Here is an 18,973-nt window from a genome sequence, read left to right as displayed (position 1 = left end):
GATGCCTCCGGAACCCCGGTGTCGCCCATCAGGACCGAGCACAGCCCGGGGGGACCGTGCGGCGGATACAGCCGGAGGGAATCTCGGCGTGAACAGAGGGAACGGGCCGCACCGTGGCACGCCCGGGGACAACGATCCCCTGGGCGGCATGGACGACGCGGACGTCGCGGACATGTGGGTGATGAACCCGGACACCGGCAGCTTCGAGTTGCGGGCGCCGGGCGGCCCCGGCGCCGGACCCGCCGGTGGTTCGGGCAGCGGTTCCGCCGGTGCTCCCGCCGCCGGTTCCGGCTCGGACGGCTCCGGCGCCGCCCGGCCGCGTTCGCGGGCCGCGAATCCCGAGGGCCGACGCCCGTCCGCGGTGGACGCGGCGTCCGGTCGGGAAGCCGACGACGGCCCGCCTCGACGCCGGGAGCGCGCGGGCAGCGCTCCCGCCGGACGCGCGGGAGCCCGCAGCGGTGCGCGGAGCGAGGGGCCACCCAAGAGCAAGGTCAAGAAGCGGCTCAAGTGGATCGCCATCTCGGTGGTCGGCCTGCTCGTGGTGCTGGCCGGTACCGCGTACGGGTACAAGAAGTACCTCGACAGCAAAATATCCACCACCGCGAAGAACGCGGGCAGTGAGGGCGTCCCCAAGGCCGAGGAGGACGCGTTCGGGCGCAAGCCGCTGAACATCGTGCTGATCGGCAACGACAGCCGTAAGGGTCTCGGCAAGAAGTACGGCGCGGCCGAGCACACCGAGGGTCTCGCCGACGTCACGATCCTGATGCACGTCTCGGCCGACCGCAGCAACGCGACGCTGGTCAGCATCCCCCGCGACACCATGGTGCAGATCCCCAAGTGCGTCGTGGACGGCAAGACCTACCCGGCGTCCAACGGGCCCCAGTCCTTCAACGAGAGCCTGGCCAACGGCGGTCCGCCGTGCACGGTCTCCACCGTCGACAAGATGCTCGGGGTCCAGGTGGACCACTACATCATGATCGACTTCACCGGCGTGAAGAAGATGACCGACGCCGTCGACGGCGTGGACATGTGCATCTCGGAGCCGATCAACGACCCGGTACTGCCCAACGGACAGGGCGGCACCGACCTCAAGCTCGGCGCCGGCGATCAGAACCTCAGCGGCGAGACCGCGCTGAAGTTCCTGCGCGCGCGGCACGCCTTCGGCGACGGCAGCGACCTGGCCCGGATCAAGGCGCAGAAGGCGTTCCTGATGGCGCTCACCCGCAAGCTGAAGAGCAGCGCGTCGCTGACCAACGTCGAGGGCATGTTCAAGATCGCCAACATCGCGGTGGAGTCGCTGACGGTGGACAAGGGCCTCGGCGCCGTGGACAAGCTGATCTCGCTGGGCAACCAGTTGAAGAAGGTCCCGGAGAAGCGGATGGCGTTCACCACGCTGCCGATCGAGGAATACCCGCCGCAGCCCAAGGCCAAGGTGCAGCCCAAGCAGCCCGAGGCGAACAACCTGATGGCGATGCTGCGCAACGACACGCCCGTCACCAAGGACGACAAGCCCGCGGGTGAGCAGCAACCGGCCCCGCCGACGCCCGAGGCGCCGAAGGTGGATCCGGCCACGGTCAAGGTCGACGTACGCAATGGCAGCGGCGTCAACAAGCGCGCCAACGAGGTTGCGGCGGACCTGGTCGGGCGCAAGTTCGTCGCGGTCGCATCGGGCAACGCCAGGGACGGCAAGATCCACCCGACGAGCACGATCACCTATCCCAAGGGCCGCCTGGACGCCGCGAAGGCACTGGCCGCCGCGACCGGCCTCGGCGACGGCGCACTGGTCGAGACCACATCCACGACGCTGACCCGCTTCGAGGTCCTGATCGGCAAGGACTTCCCCGCCACACCACCCCCGGTCGCGGGTGCTCCGCCGAGCGATCCCCCGAAGAACATCGACCTGGAGACGGCGGACAAGAACGTCTGCGCGCCGAAGAAGAACAAATAGCCCCACCCCACACCCCCACGGCCGCCCGCCACCTCCCGAACGGGGAGGAAGCGGGCGGCCGTCGGCGATTCGAGCCGGGTGGACAGGTCGGGCCGCGCGGCTCGGCGCGCGCGGGCGTTGCGAAGGGGCAGCGCGGGTGCGGGTGCACGTGCGTGCATCAAGCGGACTGGCCCGAGCGGGCGTTGCAGAAAGGCAGCTCGGGTGCGTGGGCGGGTGCGGGTGCGTGAACCGGCCGGCTCGGCGCGAGCGGGCGTTGCGGAAGGGCAGCGCGGTGCTGTCGCGGGTGCGGGTGCGTGAACCGGCCGGCTCGGCGCGAGCGGGCGCTACGGAAAGGCGGCGCGGGTGCTGTCGCGGGTGCGGGTGCACGTGCGTGGGCGCGGGGGCGTCGGTGTGGGGGGTGGGTGGTGTCCGGTCGAGGTCGAGGGTGCCGTGGTGGTCGGTGGCAGGGGCACCGGCGCAACGGGGCGCGACCGGCGACGTGGCCGTCCGATGGGTGCGGTCGGGCACCCGATGCACGACCGTCGGCACCGCAGGCGGGCCAACGCGTTTGACGTGGGTCGCCGGAGGCGGACACGCTCCGGGGGTGGACAACGCACGGGTGCAACTGCGCCGACTGGACGAAGACTTGACGGCCGCCCTCCTGGACGCCGCGGTGGCGGACGCCGATCCGGCGGAGGTGATGCCGGCCGTACCCGGCCCGCCCGGCTGGACCGCCGACCGCCGAGCCGCCTTCCTGGCCTTCCATCACGAATGGGCGGCCACCCCCACCACCTACGCGATCCTGGTCGCCGACCGCGTGGTGGGCGCGGCCCGCCTCCAGCCCGCCCCGGAAGCCCCGGACGACGCCTTGGAGGCCGGCCTGTGGATCGGCCGCTCCCATCGCGGCCAAGGCATCGGCCACGCCGTCGTCGCTCTCCTGCGCGCCGAGGCCAAGTCCCAGGGCGCGACCCGCATCGTGGCAAGCACGACCGAAACCAACACCGCCGCCCAACGCCTCCTCACCACCGCCGGCGCCGACCTCCACCACCGCCCCACCCCCGACCCCAACGGCGACACCATCAAGGCCACCCTCGACGTCGACTGATCCGGCAGTGCCGACGAACGCACCCGATCCGGGCCCGGACAGCCGTACGCACGCGCGGCCGAGATCATGCAGATCTACGGAGGTGCCAACCGCTGCTCGCGCGTCGTGACGGCACGGGACCCGCTCCGCCGACCCCCTCGGATCGGCACTCGCCCGCTTCGACGCACTCCGGAACGGGCCCGGGCGGGCAGCCGAGTCCGTTCGGCAGGCGGCGTTCGGTGCTTTGGCACGCCGTGGAGGCGCCCGCCGCTCAGCGAGGCGTGGCTACCCCTCCGGTGGTGGGTTCAGAGTCAGTTCGCCGTCGCGTTCCGTGTAGTGTTCGCCGGTTTGCGGGCAGTGCCAGTGGCCGTCGTCGGTCGGGGTCAGGGGGGTGCCTGCGCGGCCGACCCATTTGATGCGGCGGGCCGGGACGCCGGCCATCAGGGCGTGGTCGGGGACGTCGCGGTGGACCACCGCTCCGGCTGCGATCAGGGCCCAGCGGCCGATCGTGACGCCCGCGACGACCACGCTGCGGGCGCCCACCGCGGCTCCCTGACGGACCGTCACGCCCTGGGCGTGCCAGTCCTGTTCGCCCTTGAGCAGGCCGTTCGGAGTGACCGCGCGGGGATACATGTCGTTGGTCAGCACGACCGCCGGGCCGATGAAGACACCGTCCTCCAGGACCGCGGGTTCGTAGACCAGCGCATGGTTTTGCACCTTGACGTTGGCGCCGATCCGGACCGCGGGCCCGATGTAGGCGCCCCGGCCGATCACGCAGTTCGCGCCGAGGACCGCATCCTCTCGAATCTGGGCGAGGTGCCACACCCGGGTACCCTCGCCGAGGGTCGCCGACTCGTCCACATCCGCGCTCGGGTCGATAGCCACCCCCGAACGCTAGTGCTCACTCGGCCGCCACGCCCAGGAAATCGGCGAGGACGCGGGCCGAGCGCCGACCGTCGTGGTGCTCGGCGACGTACGCCGGCCCCCGCGCGGCCAGTTCGCGGGCCGCCTCCGGTTCGGCGACAACCTCTTCCAGCACCTCGGCCAGCGAGTTCGGATCGGCCCCGCGGATCGGCAGGTCGGCCGGCAGGTGCTCGGTCGCCGACTCGTGCAGGTAACAGATCGTCAGCCGACCCGCCGCGAGCGCCTGACACGACGTCATGCCGTAGGAACCGCACCCGAACTGGTCGAGCACGATGTCGGCATCCGCGAACAGCGCCGGGAGTTCGGCGGCCGGTCGGTTCAGGATGCGGCGGTACTCGATCAGACCGATCTCGTGCAGCCGGTGCAGGGTCGGTTCGATCCGCGCGGTGCCGCGCAGGAACGGACTGGTCATCACGTGCACCACGACCGGGCGTTCGCGGGCCAGCACCGGCTTGCCGGTCCGCCATGCCGAAGGGTCGATCGCGGCCGGCAGCCACACCGCGTCCGGCACGTCGGCGATCAGGTCGGGCGTGGCCACGAAGGTCGGCACATCCAGGCCGCGCAGGATCGGCAACAGCCGGTCCACCTTGGCCTGCAGCGCGTGGGTCAGCTCGTAGCGCGGGTCGAACGGCGAGAACTCCACCCGGGCCCGGTGCGCCGCCGGATCGCGTGCCTCCGAGCCGTACAGCACCAGTCCGAGCGAGATCCCGGCCGCCCGCAGCTCGGCCAGGTCGGTGTCCACCCAGGAGCCGCCGAGGCGGCCGAACGCGGGCATCCCGCCCTCCGCCAACACGTGTGTGTAGCGGTCCAGCACCCGGGCCAGTCGACCCAACTGCCATCGGGTGGACAGCCAGTCGTCGGTGGCGATCGCCTGGTCGCTGGGATGGCCCGGGGTGTTCGCCGAACTGAGCGCGGACGCCTCGGCCCGCACCCCCGGCAGGTGTCGCTCGACCGCGCGGGCCCACGCGTGCCCCTGCCCGCCGGTATTGGTCGGCCCGATCCCCAGCACCGGAGCGGACGCGGGCACCGGCTCCGCATCGGCGGCGAACGCGCGCAGATACGGCTCGTACGCCTGCTCGCAGCGCCGCGCCCACGCCTCGGCGTCCCGTTCGGCCTCCGCACGATGGGTGCGCCGGACCGCCTCCAGGTCGCGCTGGGCCATGATCCGCCGCAGCCCCCTGAGCACGCCACCACCGTCGAGCGCCTCGACCGCGGCCCGGGCGGCGGCCAGTCGGGCGGTGCGTACCGGGTCGACCGGCACGCGCAGGGAGCGCACCACCCCGGTCTCGGTCACCTCGACCGACGTGGTCACCGCGACCGTCTCGGCGGGCACGACCCGCAGCACGTAGGCACCCTCGACCGGTTCGGTCGGATGCTCCTCGCCCACCTCCGTGTGGGTGACGACCAGCCGCCGCAGCCGCGCGGGCGGGGTGAAGCCACGATCCTCCGCGGCCTGCCGGGCGTCCGGAATCGCCACTCCCGCGGCCACAGCCGAGTCCCTGTCGCTCATCGCCGTCGTCTCCCAAGGCCGTGCCGACTGTTCACAGACTGTCACCGGGGACGAGCGGTGACCAGGGCGGCCACGTTACTTGGCTTTACCGAGAGGACCCGGTTTCCGGCCGGGAAGACGGCGCGTCGGGCCGATCGGGCGGCGCGCACCGCCCCGTACACGCACGTCGGCCCGAGTCGCACACACTGGCGACCCGGGCCGACGAGGCACTGCACGGAGTGGACTACCCGGACTCCTCCTCGAGCTGCGCGGTCCCCGCCTCGACCCGATCGGCCAGGCTCTTCGGGCTGGTCAGGAAGCCCGCGCCCCAGGATCCGTGCATCGTCGCGAGCACACCCGGCAGCCGCACCAGCGCGCCCGGGCTCAGGTCGCGGCCCTCCCACGCGGCGCCGGCCAGGATGCCCGCCGCGTACCCGCCGGGCACCAGCCAGCCGACCTTGCGCCCGGACAGGCCCACCACCGTGCCGGCGGCCACCGCCGCGAGCGCGGCCGGCGGGGCCAGGTAGCGCAGGTTCACCGAGCCCTGGTGGTGCCGGGAGACGACCCGACGCCACCGGCCGTAGTTGAAGTACTGCTTGGCCAGCGCCTTGGTGGTCGGCCGCGGGCGGTAGGAGACCTCCAACTCGGGCGAGAACCAGATCAGGTAACCGGCCTCGCGGATCCGGTAGTTCAGCTCCCAGTCCTGGGCCCGCTCGAACTCCTCGTTGTAGCCGCCCAGCTCCTCCAACACCTCGCGCCGGAACACGCCGAGGTAGACGGTGTCGGAGGGCCCCGCGCCGCCGCCGGTGTGGAAGCGCGCGTTGCCGACGCCGAGCTTGGAGGTCATCGCGCGCGCGACGGCCTCCTCGTAGGGGGTGGTGCCCTCGGCGTGCATCAGCCCGCCGACGTTGGCCGCACCGGTCTCCGCGAGCAGCCGGACCGCGGTGGAGATGTATCGGGCGGGCAGGATGCCGTGGCCGTCCACCCGCACGATCACGGGGTGCCGCGAGGCGCGGATCGCCGCGTTGAGTGCGCTGGGGGTGCGGCCGGTGGGATTGGGGACGGTGCGCACACGGGAATCGTTCGCGACCAGCCGGGCGGCGATCTCGTCGGTGTCGTCCGTGGACGGTCCGAGCGCGATCACCACTTCGATCTCGCCGGGATAGTCCTGCGCGAGCACACGACCGACGGCCTCTTCGAGGTGTCGGGACTCGTTGAGCACCGGCATGATCACGGAGACGGGCGGTTTTTCGGGAAGCGGCTCCGCTCGGCGAACCGGAGGTTCGTGGGTGGCGGGCTCGTCGGCAGTGGGATTCATCGCCTCGGAGCGTACTGCGAACGGGCCGCCCGGCCGACATCGACCGAGCAGGCGACCGGGCGGGCCTGCCCGCGCGGTCGTCGGCGTGCCGCGGCCGTTCCCGCTCGATCCCGCTTTACGGTGGTTCGACGCGCAGCACCGCAACCGTGGTCGGCCGCCCAGGCGTCCTTCGGGTGTACGCGGGTACGGATGGACATCCGCACGACGCGCGCCGGGAGGGTGTGCGCAGCGAACGGCGGGACGAGATCGGTCCGCGAGGAGGGACACCGCACCCCATGGCGACGACTGGCGGACGACCCTCGGCGAGAACCGCGAACGGCGACCGGAACGAGCGCAACGTCGGCCGCAATTGGCTCGTGTTGATCACCGGTGTGCTCGCGGCGGCGATCCTGGCGACCAGCGGCATCGGCTGGGCCTGGGTCAAGCACTTCGACGGGAAGATCCAGCGGATAGATCCGTTCAAGGGCCTGGACAACCGCCCGGACACCGGATCCGGCAAGGACCTCAACTTCCTGATCGTCGGGTCGGACAACCGTGCCGGCATCTCCAAGGACACGCTGGAGAAGCTGCACGCCGGCGGCGAGTCCTGCGACTGCACCGACACGGTGATGATCGTGCACCTCAACGCCAAGCGGGACCGCGCGACCATCACCAGCCTGCCGCGGGACAGCTACGTGGAGTTCCCGGCGCACAAGGACAAGGCCACCGGCGAGCAGCGCGGCCCGTCCAAGGGCAAGATCAACGCCGCGTACACGCTCGGCGGCCCGCCGCTCACGGTGGCCACCGTGGAGAAGGCCACCGGGATCCGAATCGACCACTACATCGAGGTCAACTTCGTCTCGTTCGTCAGCGTCGTGGACACCCTCGGCGGCATCGAGATGTGTACGCCCAAGCCGCTGCGCGACCCCAAGTCCGGCCTCGACCTGCCCGCGGGCACCAGCAGGCTCGACGGGGTCAAGGCGCTGCAGTTCGTCCGGGCCCGGTACATCGCCAGCGACCCGACCGGCGACATCGGCCGTACCCAGCGCCAGCAGAAGTTCATGACCCAGGTGCTCGCGAAGGCGACGTCGTCCGGCACGCTGACCGACCCGCTCAAGCTCAAGAACGTGCTGGACGCGGTGCTCGGCTCGATCAAGGTGGACGAGGGCATGAGCCCGCAGTCCTTCCTGGAGTTGGGCGGCAAGCTCCGGAACCTGTCCAACTCCGGCGTCACCTACGCACAGGTGCCGCTCAAGAGCATCGACCACCAGGTCCCGGACTGGGGCTCGACGGTGTTGTGGGACGACGCCAAGGCCGCGGGCCTGTTCCGGGCGATCCGCGAGGACAAGGACCTGATCACGCCGACGCCGGAGAAGAAGCCCGACACCCCGGGCTCGACCGACGCCCCCGCGCCCACCCCGGTGTCGGTGGAGGTGGCGCCGAACGAGATCTCGGTCCAGGTGTACAACGGCGGGCAGGCCACGGGCCTGGGCACCCGCGCGCACGAGGACCTCAAGGGCCTGGGCTTCGCGATGGCCGGGCCGCCGCGGACCTCGACCTCGACCGACGGCGTGCGCACGATCATCCGGTACGACCCCAGGTGGAACCGCTCGGTCAAGACGGTGCAGGCCGCGCTGCCGGGCGCGACCCCGGAGCCGGTCACCGGCCTGGGGCGGACGATCGAGGTGATCGCGGGCTCGTCGTACGCCGGGGTGACCCCGGTGCGGGTCGGCGGCGCGCCCACCGAGCAGCCGTTGGTCGGTGCCACGCCGAATCCGGCATTCTCCGCCAAATCCGGTGACGAGGTCTCGTGTAAGAAGTGAGCATCAACTGTGGAACAGATGGTCGATGAAATCGACATTCGGTTGCCTCGCGGCTGATCGGGTGCAAGCTTCGGTGTCATGAACAATTGGCCGCCGGGGTGGGCGGATGGCGACCAACAGCCACAGCAGCCCCCTCCGGGAACGATTCCGAGCCGCCCCGGCGGCCACCCGCAGCAGGCACCCGGCGGGCATCCGCCGCAGCCGAACGCGTATCCACCGCAGCCGGGCGGGTACCCGCCCGCACCCGCGGCGCACTCGCCGCAGGCCGGCGTGCCGCCCGTACAGCGCCCGCCCGGCGCGGACGGCTACCCGCCGCAGCCGCCGATCGCCGACGCGCACGGCGCACCGCCCGCCCCGGTGGGCCCGCCGCCGCAGCGCGGGCCCTCCGGCCCCGAGGGCCCCGGCGGCCCCGGTCGGCCCGACGGGCCCGACGGCCCGGGTCGTCCCGGCGGCCCGCCGCGGCGTCCGCGCGGCCCGGTCAACTGGAAGAAGCGCATCCTCATCGGCCTCGGCGTCTTCGTCGCGCTCGTGGTGGTCTTCGGCACGGTGACCTACTTCTGGGCCGACTCGAAGATCCAACACGAGGACGTCCTGGACGACTACAAGGGCCGACCGGCCGCGTCCGAAGGCACCACGTGGCTGATCGTCGGCTCGGACAGCCGCGAGGGCCTGGACGCCACCGATCGCAAAAAGCTGCACACCGGCAAGGCCCCGGGCAAGCGCACCGACTCGATGATGCTGCTGCACAAGGGCAAGGGCGGCACCGCGCTGATCAGCCTGCCGCGCGACTCCTACGTGGACATCCCGGCGTTCAGCAAGAACGGCAAGACGGTCAACGCACAGAAGAACAAGCTGAACGCCGCCTTCGAGAAGGGCGGCGCGCCGCTGCTCGCCCGCACCGTGGAGATGGCCACCGGCATGCGGCTCGACCACTACGCGGAGATCGGATTCGGCGGGTTCAACAACATCGTCAACGCGATGGACGGCGTGGACATCTGCCTCAAGGGTCCGATCAAGGACAAGAAGTCCGGCGCGGACCTGGAGGCCGGTTGCCAGACGCTGGACGGCGCGCAGGCGCTCGCCTTCGTGCGGTCCCGCTACTACGACCCGGCGCGCTCCGACCTGGCCCGGATGGAGAATCAGCAGCTGTTCCTCAGCGCGCTGGCGAAGAAGGCCAAGTCGGCCGGAATCCTGCTCAACCCGTTCAGCGCGTTCCCGGTGGCCGACGCCTCGCTCGGCGCGGTGACCGTGGACGACGACACCGGCCTGTTCGACCTGTACGACCTGTTCAAGGACATGGGCAGCCTGTCCGGCGGCGACGGGGTCACCACCACGGTGCCGATCTCGAACCCCGGATACGAGGTCAAGAACGTCGGCTCCACCGTGCTGTGGGACGACAAGGGCGCGAAGGCGCTGTTCCAGGCGCTGCGCGACGGGCGGACGGTGGACGCGCCCAAGCGCTGACCCCGGATCGGTGGGGACCGGCGGCCGGACAAGTGATTCGCCGCCTGTCCCCGCCGTTTCGTACCATCAGCACTCGGCCGGGATGTCGGCCGGCGACCCTGCCCCGAGGTGACGAAGTCCGCATGAACGATGCCGCGATAACCGCCGCAGACCACACCTTCCAGGTCGATCTGCGCGGTCTGGTCGACCTGTTGTCGCACCACCTCTACTCCAGCCCCCGGGTATACCTGCGTGAGCTGCTGCAGAACGGCGTCGACGCGGTCACCGCGCGGCGGGCCGCGGACTCACAGGCCCCTGCGGCGATCACGATCACCGTGGAGGACGGCGGCCTTCGGGTCACCGACACCGGCGTCGGGCTGACCGAGGCCGACGTGCACCGCTTCCTGGCCACCATCGGGCGCAGTTCCAAGCGGGATGCGCTGGAGAGCGCCCGGCGCGACTACATCGGCCAGTTCGGCATCGGCCTGCTCGCGTGCTTCGTGGTCGCCGACGAGATCACCGTGGTCACCCGCTCGGCCCAGGCGGCGGACGCGCCGCCGGTGGAATGGAAGGCCGGCGCCGACGGCCGCTACACGGTGCGCACCCTGGCCCCCGAGGAGCGCGAAGAGCCGGGCACCACGGTGTTCCTGACGCCGCGTCGGGGCAGCGAGTCGTGGTTCGCCGCGGACCGGGTGATCGAACTCGCCCGCGACTTCGGCGCGCTCCTGCCGTACCCGGTCACCGTCGTGGCCGACGGCGAGCACACGCCGATCACCGACACCCCCGCGGTCTGGGATCGCCCGTACCCCACGCCGGAGCGTCGCCGGGCCGCGCTCGCCGCGTACTGCGAGAGCCGACTCGGCTTCACCCCGCTGGACGTGATCGACCTGGACGTGCCGCTCGCGGGCGTGCGGGGCGCGGCGTTCGTGCTGCCGGAGGCGGTCAGTCCGGCGATGCGCGGCAAGCACCGGGTGCATCTCAAGGGCATGTTGCTCACCGAGAATGCCGACGGGCTGCTGCCCGACTGGGCGTTCTTCGTGCGCTGCGTCGTGGACACCGACACGCTGCGGCCCACCGCTTCGCGGGAGAGCCTGTACGACGACGAGTCGCTCGCCGGGGTGCGGGACGCGCTCGGCGGGCACATCCGGGACTGGCTGGCCGAGCTGGCCGCGCACGACCAGCCGCGGCTGGCCCGGTTCCTGAGCGTGCATCACCTGGGCGTGAAGGCGCTCGCCAGGCACGACGACGAGTTGTTGCGGCTGGTCCTGCCGTGGTTGCCGTTCGAGACCACCGACGGGCGGATCGCGCTCGACGAGTTCGCCCGCCGGCACCCGGTCGTGCACGTGACGCCGACCGTGGAGGAGTACCGCCAGGTCGCGCCGATCGCGGCGGCGGCCGGGCTGGGCGTGGTCAACGGCGGCTACACCTACGACTTGGACCTGGTCCACCGGCTGGCCGAGATCCGCCCGGGCACCACCGTCACCGAACTCGACCCGGACACCGTCACCGCGCACCTGGACTCGGTCGACCCGAGCGCCGAACTGGCGGCGGCGAACTTCCTCGCGCATGCGCGGGCCGCGCTGGATCCGCTCTCGTGCGACGTGTCGCTGCGCACGTTCCAGCCGGTCACCGTGCCCGCGCTGCTGCTCGACGGGCGGGACGCGCGCGGCGAGCGCGGTCGGGCCGAGGCCGAGCAGGACGCGGCCGGCCGCGGCGACGATCTGTGGTCGGGAATCCTGGGCTCGCTGCGCGGCCAGGGCCCGCGTGCCCGGCTCGTGCTCAACCACCTCAACCCGCTGGTCCGCCGGATCGCCGGGCTCGACGATCCCGAACTGGCCCGGGCCGCGGTCGAAGGACTGTACGGCCAGGCCCTGTTGCTCAGCCACCGACCGCTCACCTCGGCCGAGACCGGCCTGCTCGGCCGATCCTTCCTCGGCCTGCTGGAGCGGGCGGTCCACCAGCCGAACCCCGCCGAATAGGAACCCTTGATGGACATCCGTGACGACGCCGGGTTCTTCGCTGCCCTGGACGCGAACGAGGAACTGCCGTACGGAAAGGCACGTACCGCCCGCGCCGAGGAACTGGTCGTGGTCGCCGAGCGGATGGGCAACGACGAGAACCTCGCGTGGGCGCTGCTGCGGTTGATCACCGCGTACAACTACGGTGGCGAGTCGCCGCGTACGCCGGTCCCGCTCTCCCGCCTGCTCAGGCTGTGGGACGAGCATCCCGAGGGCTTCGACGAGCAGTTGACCCACCACCTGTTCTGGGATCTCAAGTGGATCACCAGCTCGCTGCTCGCGGTGCCCGACGTGCCGCTGCCGGCGATCCGCGGCTACCTCGCCGACATGGAGCGCCGCTATCGCACCGCCGGACACAGCCTGCGGCCGGTCCACCAGAGCCGGTTCTACCTGGCCCGACACATCGGCGCCGACGCGGAGAGCGCGGAGGCGTTCGACGCGTGGCTGGCGGCCGATCGCGACCGGCTCGCCGACTGCGACGCGTGCGAACGGCGCGAGCAGGCCCGCTGGTTGATCGCGCAGAGCCGGGACGCGGACGCGCTGGAACTGCTCGCGCCCACCCTGGACGGCGCGTTGACCTGCGCCGAGGAGCCGCAGGTCTCGCTGGCCGCGTCGATGTTGCCGCTCGTGCGCGAGGGCGATCCGGATCGGGCCCGGGCACACCACCTGCGCGGCTACCGTTCCGTGCGGGGCAAGGTGAGCACCTACGCGGCGGTCGCCGAGCACATCGAGTTCTGTGCCCTGACCGGCAACGAGGGCCGCGGGATCGAGATCCTGGCCGAGCACCGCGCCTGGCTGGAGCGTCCGCAGAGCGACCCGTCCGACCACTCCGACTTCCTCGCCGGCGTCGCGGTGCTGCTGCGCCGGCTGGTCGCGGTCGGCGGCCCCGGGTTGGTGGTCTTCGAGGACAACACGGCCGGTGCGCTGCGCGACACGGTCGAACGCGAACTGTTCGAGATCACCGCCCGCTTCGACGCGCGCAACGGCAACGACGCGGTGAGTTCGCGGGTGCGCCGCCGGTTGGCGGCGGCGCCCGTGGCGAAATCGCTGCCGTTGGGCCTGCGTTCGGCCCGGGTGGCCGCGCCGTCGTCGGCCGCGCCGGTCCGGCCTGCGGCCGCGTCGGCTGCCCGGGACGCTTCGGAACTGCTTTCCCGTGCGCGCGAGTTGGACGCGCAGGGGCATCCCCGTTCGGATGCGGCGTGGCGCGACTACGCGGCGGCGGCACGCGAGCATGGACAGGACGTGGACGCTTTCGCGCTCGCCGCGATCACCGAGGCGGAGGGCATCGACCTGGCCGAGGAGGGCGAGTTCGCGGCGGGCATCGCGGCGCTGACCCGAGCCGCGGCCGGCTACGAGGCGGCCGGCGCGCCGGGGCGGGCGGTGGGCGCCGAGGTGCGCACCGCGATGGCCCGGTTCCGGGCCGAGGAGGCCGACGCGATCGGGCTTTTCGACGCGGCCCGGGCCAGGGCCGAGGGATTCCTGCCGGACGACGCCGCACCGCTGGCTCTGGTGTTGCACCACCGCGCGATCGTGGCCCTGACGACCGGGGCCGACGACGTGGACGAGATCCTGACCGAGCTGCACGATCTGGGCCGGGACCACGGGCTGGGGCACCGGCAGGCGGCGGCGCTGCACCTGCGCGCGGAGCAGGCGCTCCAGGAGGACCGTACGGCCGACGCCGAGGCGGATCTGAGCACCGCCATCACGCTCTGCCGGGAGGCGGAACGGCCCTGGCTGGCCTGCCGACCGCTGTTCCTGCGCAGTCAGGTCCGGATGCAGGCGGGCGACCCGGCGGCGGCGGAGGCGGACATGCGCGGCGCGCTGGAGACGGCGGCCTTCTACGCCGAGCCGCAGTTCCCGGTCGGCCACGCGCTGACCATGCTGGCCAACGCCGTCGGCGCGCAGGACCGGCCCGAGGACGCACTGCCGTTCGCGCTGGAGGCCGCGCACGTCTTCGACGACGAGGGCGACGCGGAGATGGCGGCGGCCTGCCGCAGGGGCGCCGTGGGCATGTTGTTCGGCCTGGGCCGGGACGCGGAGGCCGCGGCGATCCTGGAGGAGCTGCTGCCCGAGATCGAGGCGCACCACGGCCCCGAGCACGCGATGCACGAACGGTGGGCGCTGGGCATGTGCCTGCGTCGACTGGGCGATGCGCGGGACGCGGCCAAGCACCTGTCGATGGCGGCCGAGGCCGCGACGAAGGTCGCCGATCGGGCCACCCAGGCGGAGATCGCGGTGGCGGCGGCACACGCGCTGGACGACGCCGGGATGGCCGCGCAGGCGCAGGCCGCGTTCGGCCGGGCGATCGAACTGCTGCGCGCGGAGGGCGACGTACGCGAGACCGTCCGCGCACTGCGGGCGAAGGCGTGGAACATCGCCGGCAGCACGGACCGGGAGGACCCGTCGGGGGTGGACCGGGCGGTGGCGCTGTTCGGGGAGGCGCTGCGGGAGTTGGCGGGGGCTGATCCGGGTTCGGTGGCCGGGGCTGGTCCGGACGCGGAGCCGGGCGCGGGGGCGGAGGCCCGGTCGGGCTCGGCCGACGTGGGTGACGACTCGGGGGCCGGCTCGGCGTCGGGTTCCGGTTCCGGCTCCGGTGATGGCGCGGCCTCGGGCCCGGGTTCGGGTGCCGACGGCGACGATGTGGGGGCGATGATCGCGATCGAGACGGCCGGTACGCATCACCAACTCGCCCACCTGCTGGCGCGCGCCGACCGGCTGCATCCGGCGCTGACCGCGGCCGACCGGGCGGCGGCGGCGTACGTGCCGCTGTTGCCGGAGGAGGGTCACGGGTACCTGGATGCGGTGCAACTGGCCGCCCGAATAGAGGCGTTCGGTCTGGAGCAGCGGCAGACGGCGGTGAACCGGTTGAGCGCGGCGCTGACGGTGTGCCGGACGGCCGGGTTCGACGCCGTCGACGATCTCAGGGAACTGCGGAACGAGCTGGCGAAGAACTGACCGACGGACGTCGGCAATCGCTCCCGCCGCCGCCCGGAGCCCCGCGACGCGGCCCGGGCGGCGGAGGCGCCGAGAGCGGTGTCAGGCCCGCTGGATCACCACGTCGCGCGCGTCGTGGGCGAGGATGTTCGGGAGTACGGGGATCAGGTCGTCGTCGTGCCGGAGTTCGAGCAGCGTGGCATCGCCGCTCGCCGGGCCGGGGACGAAGGTGATGTACGGCTGCTCGGTGTTCCGCCAGGTGTGCGTGCGGCCGTCGCACGTGGCCACGGTGCCGCCGATGGAGGAGTGCCGGCCGGCCTGGGCGACGTTGCCGCCGACCAGCACGGTCCCGACGTGGTCGGCGGAGCACCGGTAGGTCCCCGAGAGGGTGAGCGTCCCGTCCTCCGCCACCCACACGGTCGAATCCATCGCGACCCGGTCATCGCCGGCACGAACGCCCCCGTGCGGGAGCGTATGCGCCTGCGCTGCCGCAACGGGCGCAAGCGCGAGCAGGAGACCGGCACATCCGGCGGACAGGGCCACGGCCGTACGGCCGGCGGTGATCATCATGCCGTCGCCAACGATTGCGAGCCCGAAAGGTTTCGCCCACACGTACGGACGGGACGGCGAGCGCGACGCCCCCTCCGCCGAAGCCGCCCGACCTGCCGCAAGGCCCGATGTCCGCTGCCGGACCGAACGCGGCTGCCGGCCCCCGGCGTTCGCGGTCACGGAGGGACGAACTGCCGACGGCCCGGGGCATCCGAATCCGCCGCCGCCGGCCCACCGAGTAGCCCGATGCGCCACCCGACCTAGCCCAAAGGTATGAACCCGCAGTCGAGTTGCCCCGCGTTTCGCCATGTCCGGTCGGCAAAAAGTAGGTTGGATGCGACCCATTCGGCGCGGTCGGGGGCCAGGAGAGTGCGCATGTCGAACGAACAGCTCCCATCGGCGGTGGCCCCGGTGGCCATGACGCTGGCCGCCATCGCCGCGTCCGCGGCTCCCTCGCGCCCGTCGGGGGAAACCCTGTCGGAGCACGGCAACCGGGTCTTCCTGGGCATCCAACAACAACTGACCGACTCCTCTCTCGCGACCGGGAACAACTGGAGCCAACAGTGGCTCGCGCTGAGCGCGGACAACGCGAACATGGCCTACCTCGCGAAGAGCATCGACGGCTCCAACCAGTTCGCCGTGGTCATCCGTGGCACGGTCGCCAGTGAGACCGACATGCTCGAAGACCTCGACGTCGGCACGGTGGTCCCATTCACCGCCGTCGGCTCGCCGCCACGCCCGGTCTGGGTCTCCAAGGGCGCGATGGAGGCGTTCACCCAGGTCGTCACCATGAACTCGGTGGGCGTCACCCTGGTGAAGGCGCTCGCCAACGCGCTCGTCAAGGCGCCGCCGAACCCGACGGTCCGGGTGATCGGGCACAGCCTCGGCGGCTGCATCGCGACCATGGTCGCGCCCTACCTGCTGGCGCAGTCCTGGTCGAACGCGACCCCGCGGTTCGCGCTGCACACCTTCGCCGCGCCCAGCGCCGGCGGCTCGGACTTCGCGTCCTACGTCGATTCCCTGCCCTGGGTCGCCAACGAGCGCTACTACAACACCTGGGACTTGGTGCCGCAGGCCTGGACGGGTCTCGCCGCCGCCAAGAACTGGTATCCCGACCCCGGCCCGGAGGCGACCTTCGACGTCAAGGCGGTCATCGGGACGCTCGCCGGCCTTCCCGGCCCCAACGTCTACGCGCAGCCCGGTGACGCCTGCGCGCTCAACCCCGTCTACGGAAAGAGCGCACCCGGCTCCTACGACCCGAACCTGACCAGGAAGTCGCTCCAGGACTTCATGGGCCAGGTCGCGTACCAGCACGCCAATTCCACCTACCTGCGCCTGCTCGGCGCACCGAATGTCCTGCCGGGTCCGGTGGTGACCTCCATCAGCCCGAACACCGGACCGACCGGCGCCACGGTCACCATCAACGGCACCGGGCTGGGCATCGGCAGCAACAACACCGGGGTCGACTTCGGCACGCTGCCGTGCCCCCGGTTCGGCGTCTCCGACAACGGCACCGTGATCACCGCCTACCTGCCCACGGGAATCGGTACCGGCGTCGTCGACGTCCGCGTCACCACCAACCTGGGCACTTCTCCCGTCGTCCCCTCCGGCCGGTTCGCCTACGACGGCACCGCGCCCGTGGTGGTCACCGGCATCAACCCGCTCACCGGACCCAAAACCACCCAGGTCACCATCTCCGGCGAGAACTTCGCCTCCGACGCCAAGGTCTACTTCGGCAACAACGCCGCCGCGTTGGCCCAACCCCCACAGTCCGATCGAATCGTCGCGATCGCACCTCCGCCCGACACCGGCATCACCGATCCCCTGACCGTGAACGTCACCGTGCTGTCGAACGGCTACTCGTCCCCCGCGAGCCCGGCGGACGAGTTCACCTACAAGCTGTGATCCCGGCCGACCGGCCGACACCTGCGGTCCGCTCGCCCGCGTGACCCACCATGGCAATCCCGGGCCTCGCCTTCTCGGTCGTCGAAGCCGGTCCGCTGTCCCACGGCTTCGGCGGTCCCCGGCGGTCTCCTTCGACAGGGCGGCGGCGGAGACCCGCAGGATCCGCAGCGGCGCTTCGACCGGCGCTCGCGAGGCCGTCGAACTCCGCGACGGCGAACCCGCCCGCCGGCACGGCAAGGGCGTCGACGACGCGGTACGCCATGTCAACACGGAACTCGCCGCCGCCGTCACCGGTCGCGAGGCCGAGGACCAGGCCGGCCTCGACGCCGTCCGCGTCGCCACGGACGGCACCCCCAACAAGTCCAGGCTCGGCGCCAACGCGATCCTCGGGGTCTCCCTGGCCACCGCCAAGGCCGCAGCCGCCGCCCACCGGCTGCCGCTCTACCGCTATTTCGGCGGGTCCGACGCCCGAGTGCTGCCCGTACCGATGATGAACATCGTCAACGGGGGTGCGCACGCCGACAATCCGCTGGACTTCCAGGAGTTCATGATCGCCCCGATCGGCGCGGAGACCTTTGCCGAGGCCGTGCGGATGGGGTCCGAGATCTTCCAACCCCTGCGCCGGGACCTCCTCGCCGCCGGGCACGACACGGGCGTGGGCAACGAGGGCGGCTTCGCACCCGCGCTGCGCACCGCCGAGGAGGCCCTCGACTTCGTACTGGCCGCCGTCGAGCGCACGGGGTACCGACCGGGCACGGACATCGGCCTGGTCATGGACCCGGCGTCGTCCGAGTTCTTCCGCGACGGCGTGTACGACTACACCGGGGGAGGAGTTCGGCGCTCACCCGTCGAACAGGCCGACTACCTGGTCAAGTTGATCGACGCCTACCCCATCGTGTCGATCGAGGACCCGATGGCCGAGGACGACCTGACGGGATGGCGGGACCTGACCGCCCGGGTCGGTGCGCGCTGCCAACTCACCGGCGACGACGTGTTCTGCACGAACGAGACCCTCCTGCGCGAGGGCATCGACTCCGGCGTCGCCAACTCGGTCCTGGTGAAGGTCAATCAGATCGGCACCCTGACCGAGTCCCTGGCCACCGTCGACGCCGCCCACCGCGCGGGCTACACCGTCGTCATGTCGCACCGCTCGGGAGAGACGGAGGACACGACGATCGCGGACCTGGCGGTGGCCACGGGTTGCGGCCAGATCAAGACCGGTTCCCTGTCCCGCTCCGACCGCACCGCCAAGTACAACCAACTCATTCGCATCGAGCAGCACTTGGGCGCCGGCGCCCGATACGCAGGCGCGGAGGCACTGCGCCGCTGAGCCCGCCGATCCGGCGGATCATGCCCGGGCCGCGAGGGCGGCGAGGCGCGGTGCCGGACGTCGCGGTGCGTCCAACGCGCTGCACAAACTCGCCGCAGCAGCAAGGCAGTTGGCCGCAGCCATCCCGCGGCCGGCCACAGCCGCGCCATGGGCCGAGTTCCGGCACGGCACCCCGTCCACCGGCCCATTCGCTCCGGAGGACCTCCCGCTCGACTGGCGATCCCGCCTGCCGAATCCGGCCGACCGAGTG

Annotated in this window: 12 protein-coding genes; 8 read left to right on the top strand and 4 right to left on the bottom strand. The window is 72.0% G+C overall.

The genetic code is table 11. The features are described from left to right. The first annotated feature begins 88 nt into the window (after positions 1-88). Positions 89-1,948 carry an LCP family protein gene (locus tag ACFZBU_RS30140; RefSeq protein WP_391586832.1) on the top strand — a complete coding sequence of 620 codons (1,860 nt, stop codon included), beginning with the start codon at positions 89-91 and terminating at the stop codon, positions 1,946-1,948. Between the two features lie 583 nt (positions 1,949-2,531). Beyond that, positions 2,532-3,032, top strand: a complete 501-nt coding sequence (locus tag ACFZBU_RS30135) for a GNAT family N-acetyltransferase (protein WP_391586831.1) — start codon at positions 2,532-2,534, stop codon at positions 3,030-3,032. A gap of 264 nt (positions 3,033-3,296) precedes the next feature. On the opposite strand, the gene ACFZBU_RS30130 is transcribed toward ACFZBU_RS30135, so the two are convergent. The 3 genes from ACFZBU_RS30130 to ACFZBU_RS30120 all read right to left on the bottom strand — a co-directional run bounded on the left by ACFZBU_RS30130 (position 3,297) and on the right by ACFZBU_RS30120 (position 6,742). Then, positions 3,297-3,890 carry an acyltransferase gene (locus tag ACFZBU_RS30130; RefSeq protein ID WP_391586877.1) on the bottom strand — a complete coding sequence of 198 codons (594 nt, stop codon included), beginning with the start codon at positions 3,888-3,890 and terminating at the stop codon, positions 3,297-3,299. A 22-nt stretch (positions 3,891-3,912) separates the two neighbouring features. Continuing rightward, entirely contained in the window at positions 3,913-5,445 is a 1,533-nt protein-coding gene (locus ACFZBU_RS30125) for a glycosyltransferase (RefSeq protein ID WP_391586830.1), read from the bottom strand. Between the two features lie 223 nt (positions 5,446-5,668). Further along, positions 5,669-6,742: a glycosyltransferase family 2 protein gene (locus ACFZBU_RS30120; RefSeq protein WP_391586829.1), complete on the bottom strand. Its 1,074-nt coding sequence runs from the start codon at positions 6,740-6,742 to the stop codon at positions 5,669-5,671. Between the two features lie 275 nt (positions 6,743-7,017). On the opposite strand from ACFZBU_RS30120, the gene ACFZBU_RS30115 reads away from it, so the two are divergent. The 4 genes from ACFZBU_RS30115 (at position 7,018) to ACFZBU_RS30100 (ending at position 14,960) form a co-directional block, all read left to right on the top strand. Further along, positions 7,018-8,544: an LCP family protein gene (locus tag ACFZBU_RS30115; RefSeq protein WP_391586828.1), complete on the top strand. Its 1,527-nt coding sequence runs from the start codon at positions 7,018-7,020 to the stop codon at positions 8,542-8,544. A gap of 78 nt (positions 8,545-8,622) precedes the next feature. After that, positions 8,623-10,008: an LCP family protein gene (locus tag ACFZBU_RS30110; protein ID WP_391586827.1), complete on the top strand. Its 1,386-nt coding sequence runs from the start codon at positions 8,623-8,625 to the stop codon at positions 10,006-10,008. A 122-nt stretch (positions 10,009-10,130) separates the two neighbouring features. Further along, on the top strand, positions 10,131-11,966 hold the full coding sequence (locus ACFZBU_RS30105; protein WP_391586826.1) for an HSP90 family protein: 1,836 nt from the start codon (positions 10,131-10,133) through the stop codon (positions 11,964-11,966). Positions 11,967-11,975: 9 nt separating this feature from the next. Next, the gene (locus tag ACFZBU_RS30100; protein WP_391586825.1) at positions 11,976-14,960 is read left to right on the top strand and encodes a tetratricopeptide repeat protein; all 2,985 of its coding nucleotides are present in this window, start codon (positions 11,976-11,978) and stop codon (positions 14,958-14,960) included. An 81-nt stretch (positions 14,961-15,041) separates the two neighbouring features. Here ACFZBU_RS30100 and ACFZBU_RS30095 read toward each other — a convergent pair whose 3' ends face one another. Continuing rightward, complete coding sequence (locus ACFZBU_RS30095; protein ID WP_391586824.1) at positions 15,042-15,368, bottom strand: DUF6299 family protein; 327 nt, start codon at positions 15,366-15,368, stop codon at positions 15,042-15,044. Positions 15,369-15,863: 495 nt separating this feature from the next. Here ACFZBU_RS30095 and ACFZBU_RS30090 point away from each other — a divergent pair, with 495 nt between their 5' ends. Both ACFZBU_RS30090 and eno read left to right on the top strand, forming a co-directional pair. Next, entirely contained in the window at positions 15,864-17,393 is a 1,530-nt protein-coding gene (locus ACFZBU_RS30090; RefSeq protein ID WP_391586823.1) for an IPT/TIG domain-containing protein, read from the top strand. Positions 17,394-17,433: 40 nt separating this feature from the next. Then, positions 17,434-18,723 carry a phosphopyruvate hydratase gene (gene eno / locus ACFZBU_RS30085; protein WP_391586822.1) on the top strand — a complete coding sequence of 430 codons (1,290 nt, stop codon included), beginning with the start codon at positions 17,434-17,436 and terminating at the stop codon, positions 18,721-18,723. The last annotated feature ends 250 nt before the right edge of the window (positions 18,724-18,973 follow it).

It is taken from the genome of Embleya sp. NPDC008237 (genome assembly GCF_042956465.1).
In the GTDB taxonomy this organism is placed as follows: domain Bacteria; phylum Actinomycetota; class Actinomycetes; order Streptomycetales; family Streptomycetaceae; genus Embleya.
This window is presented reverse-complemented; position numbering and strand designations above follow the sequence as displayed.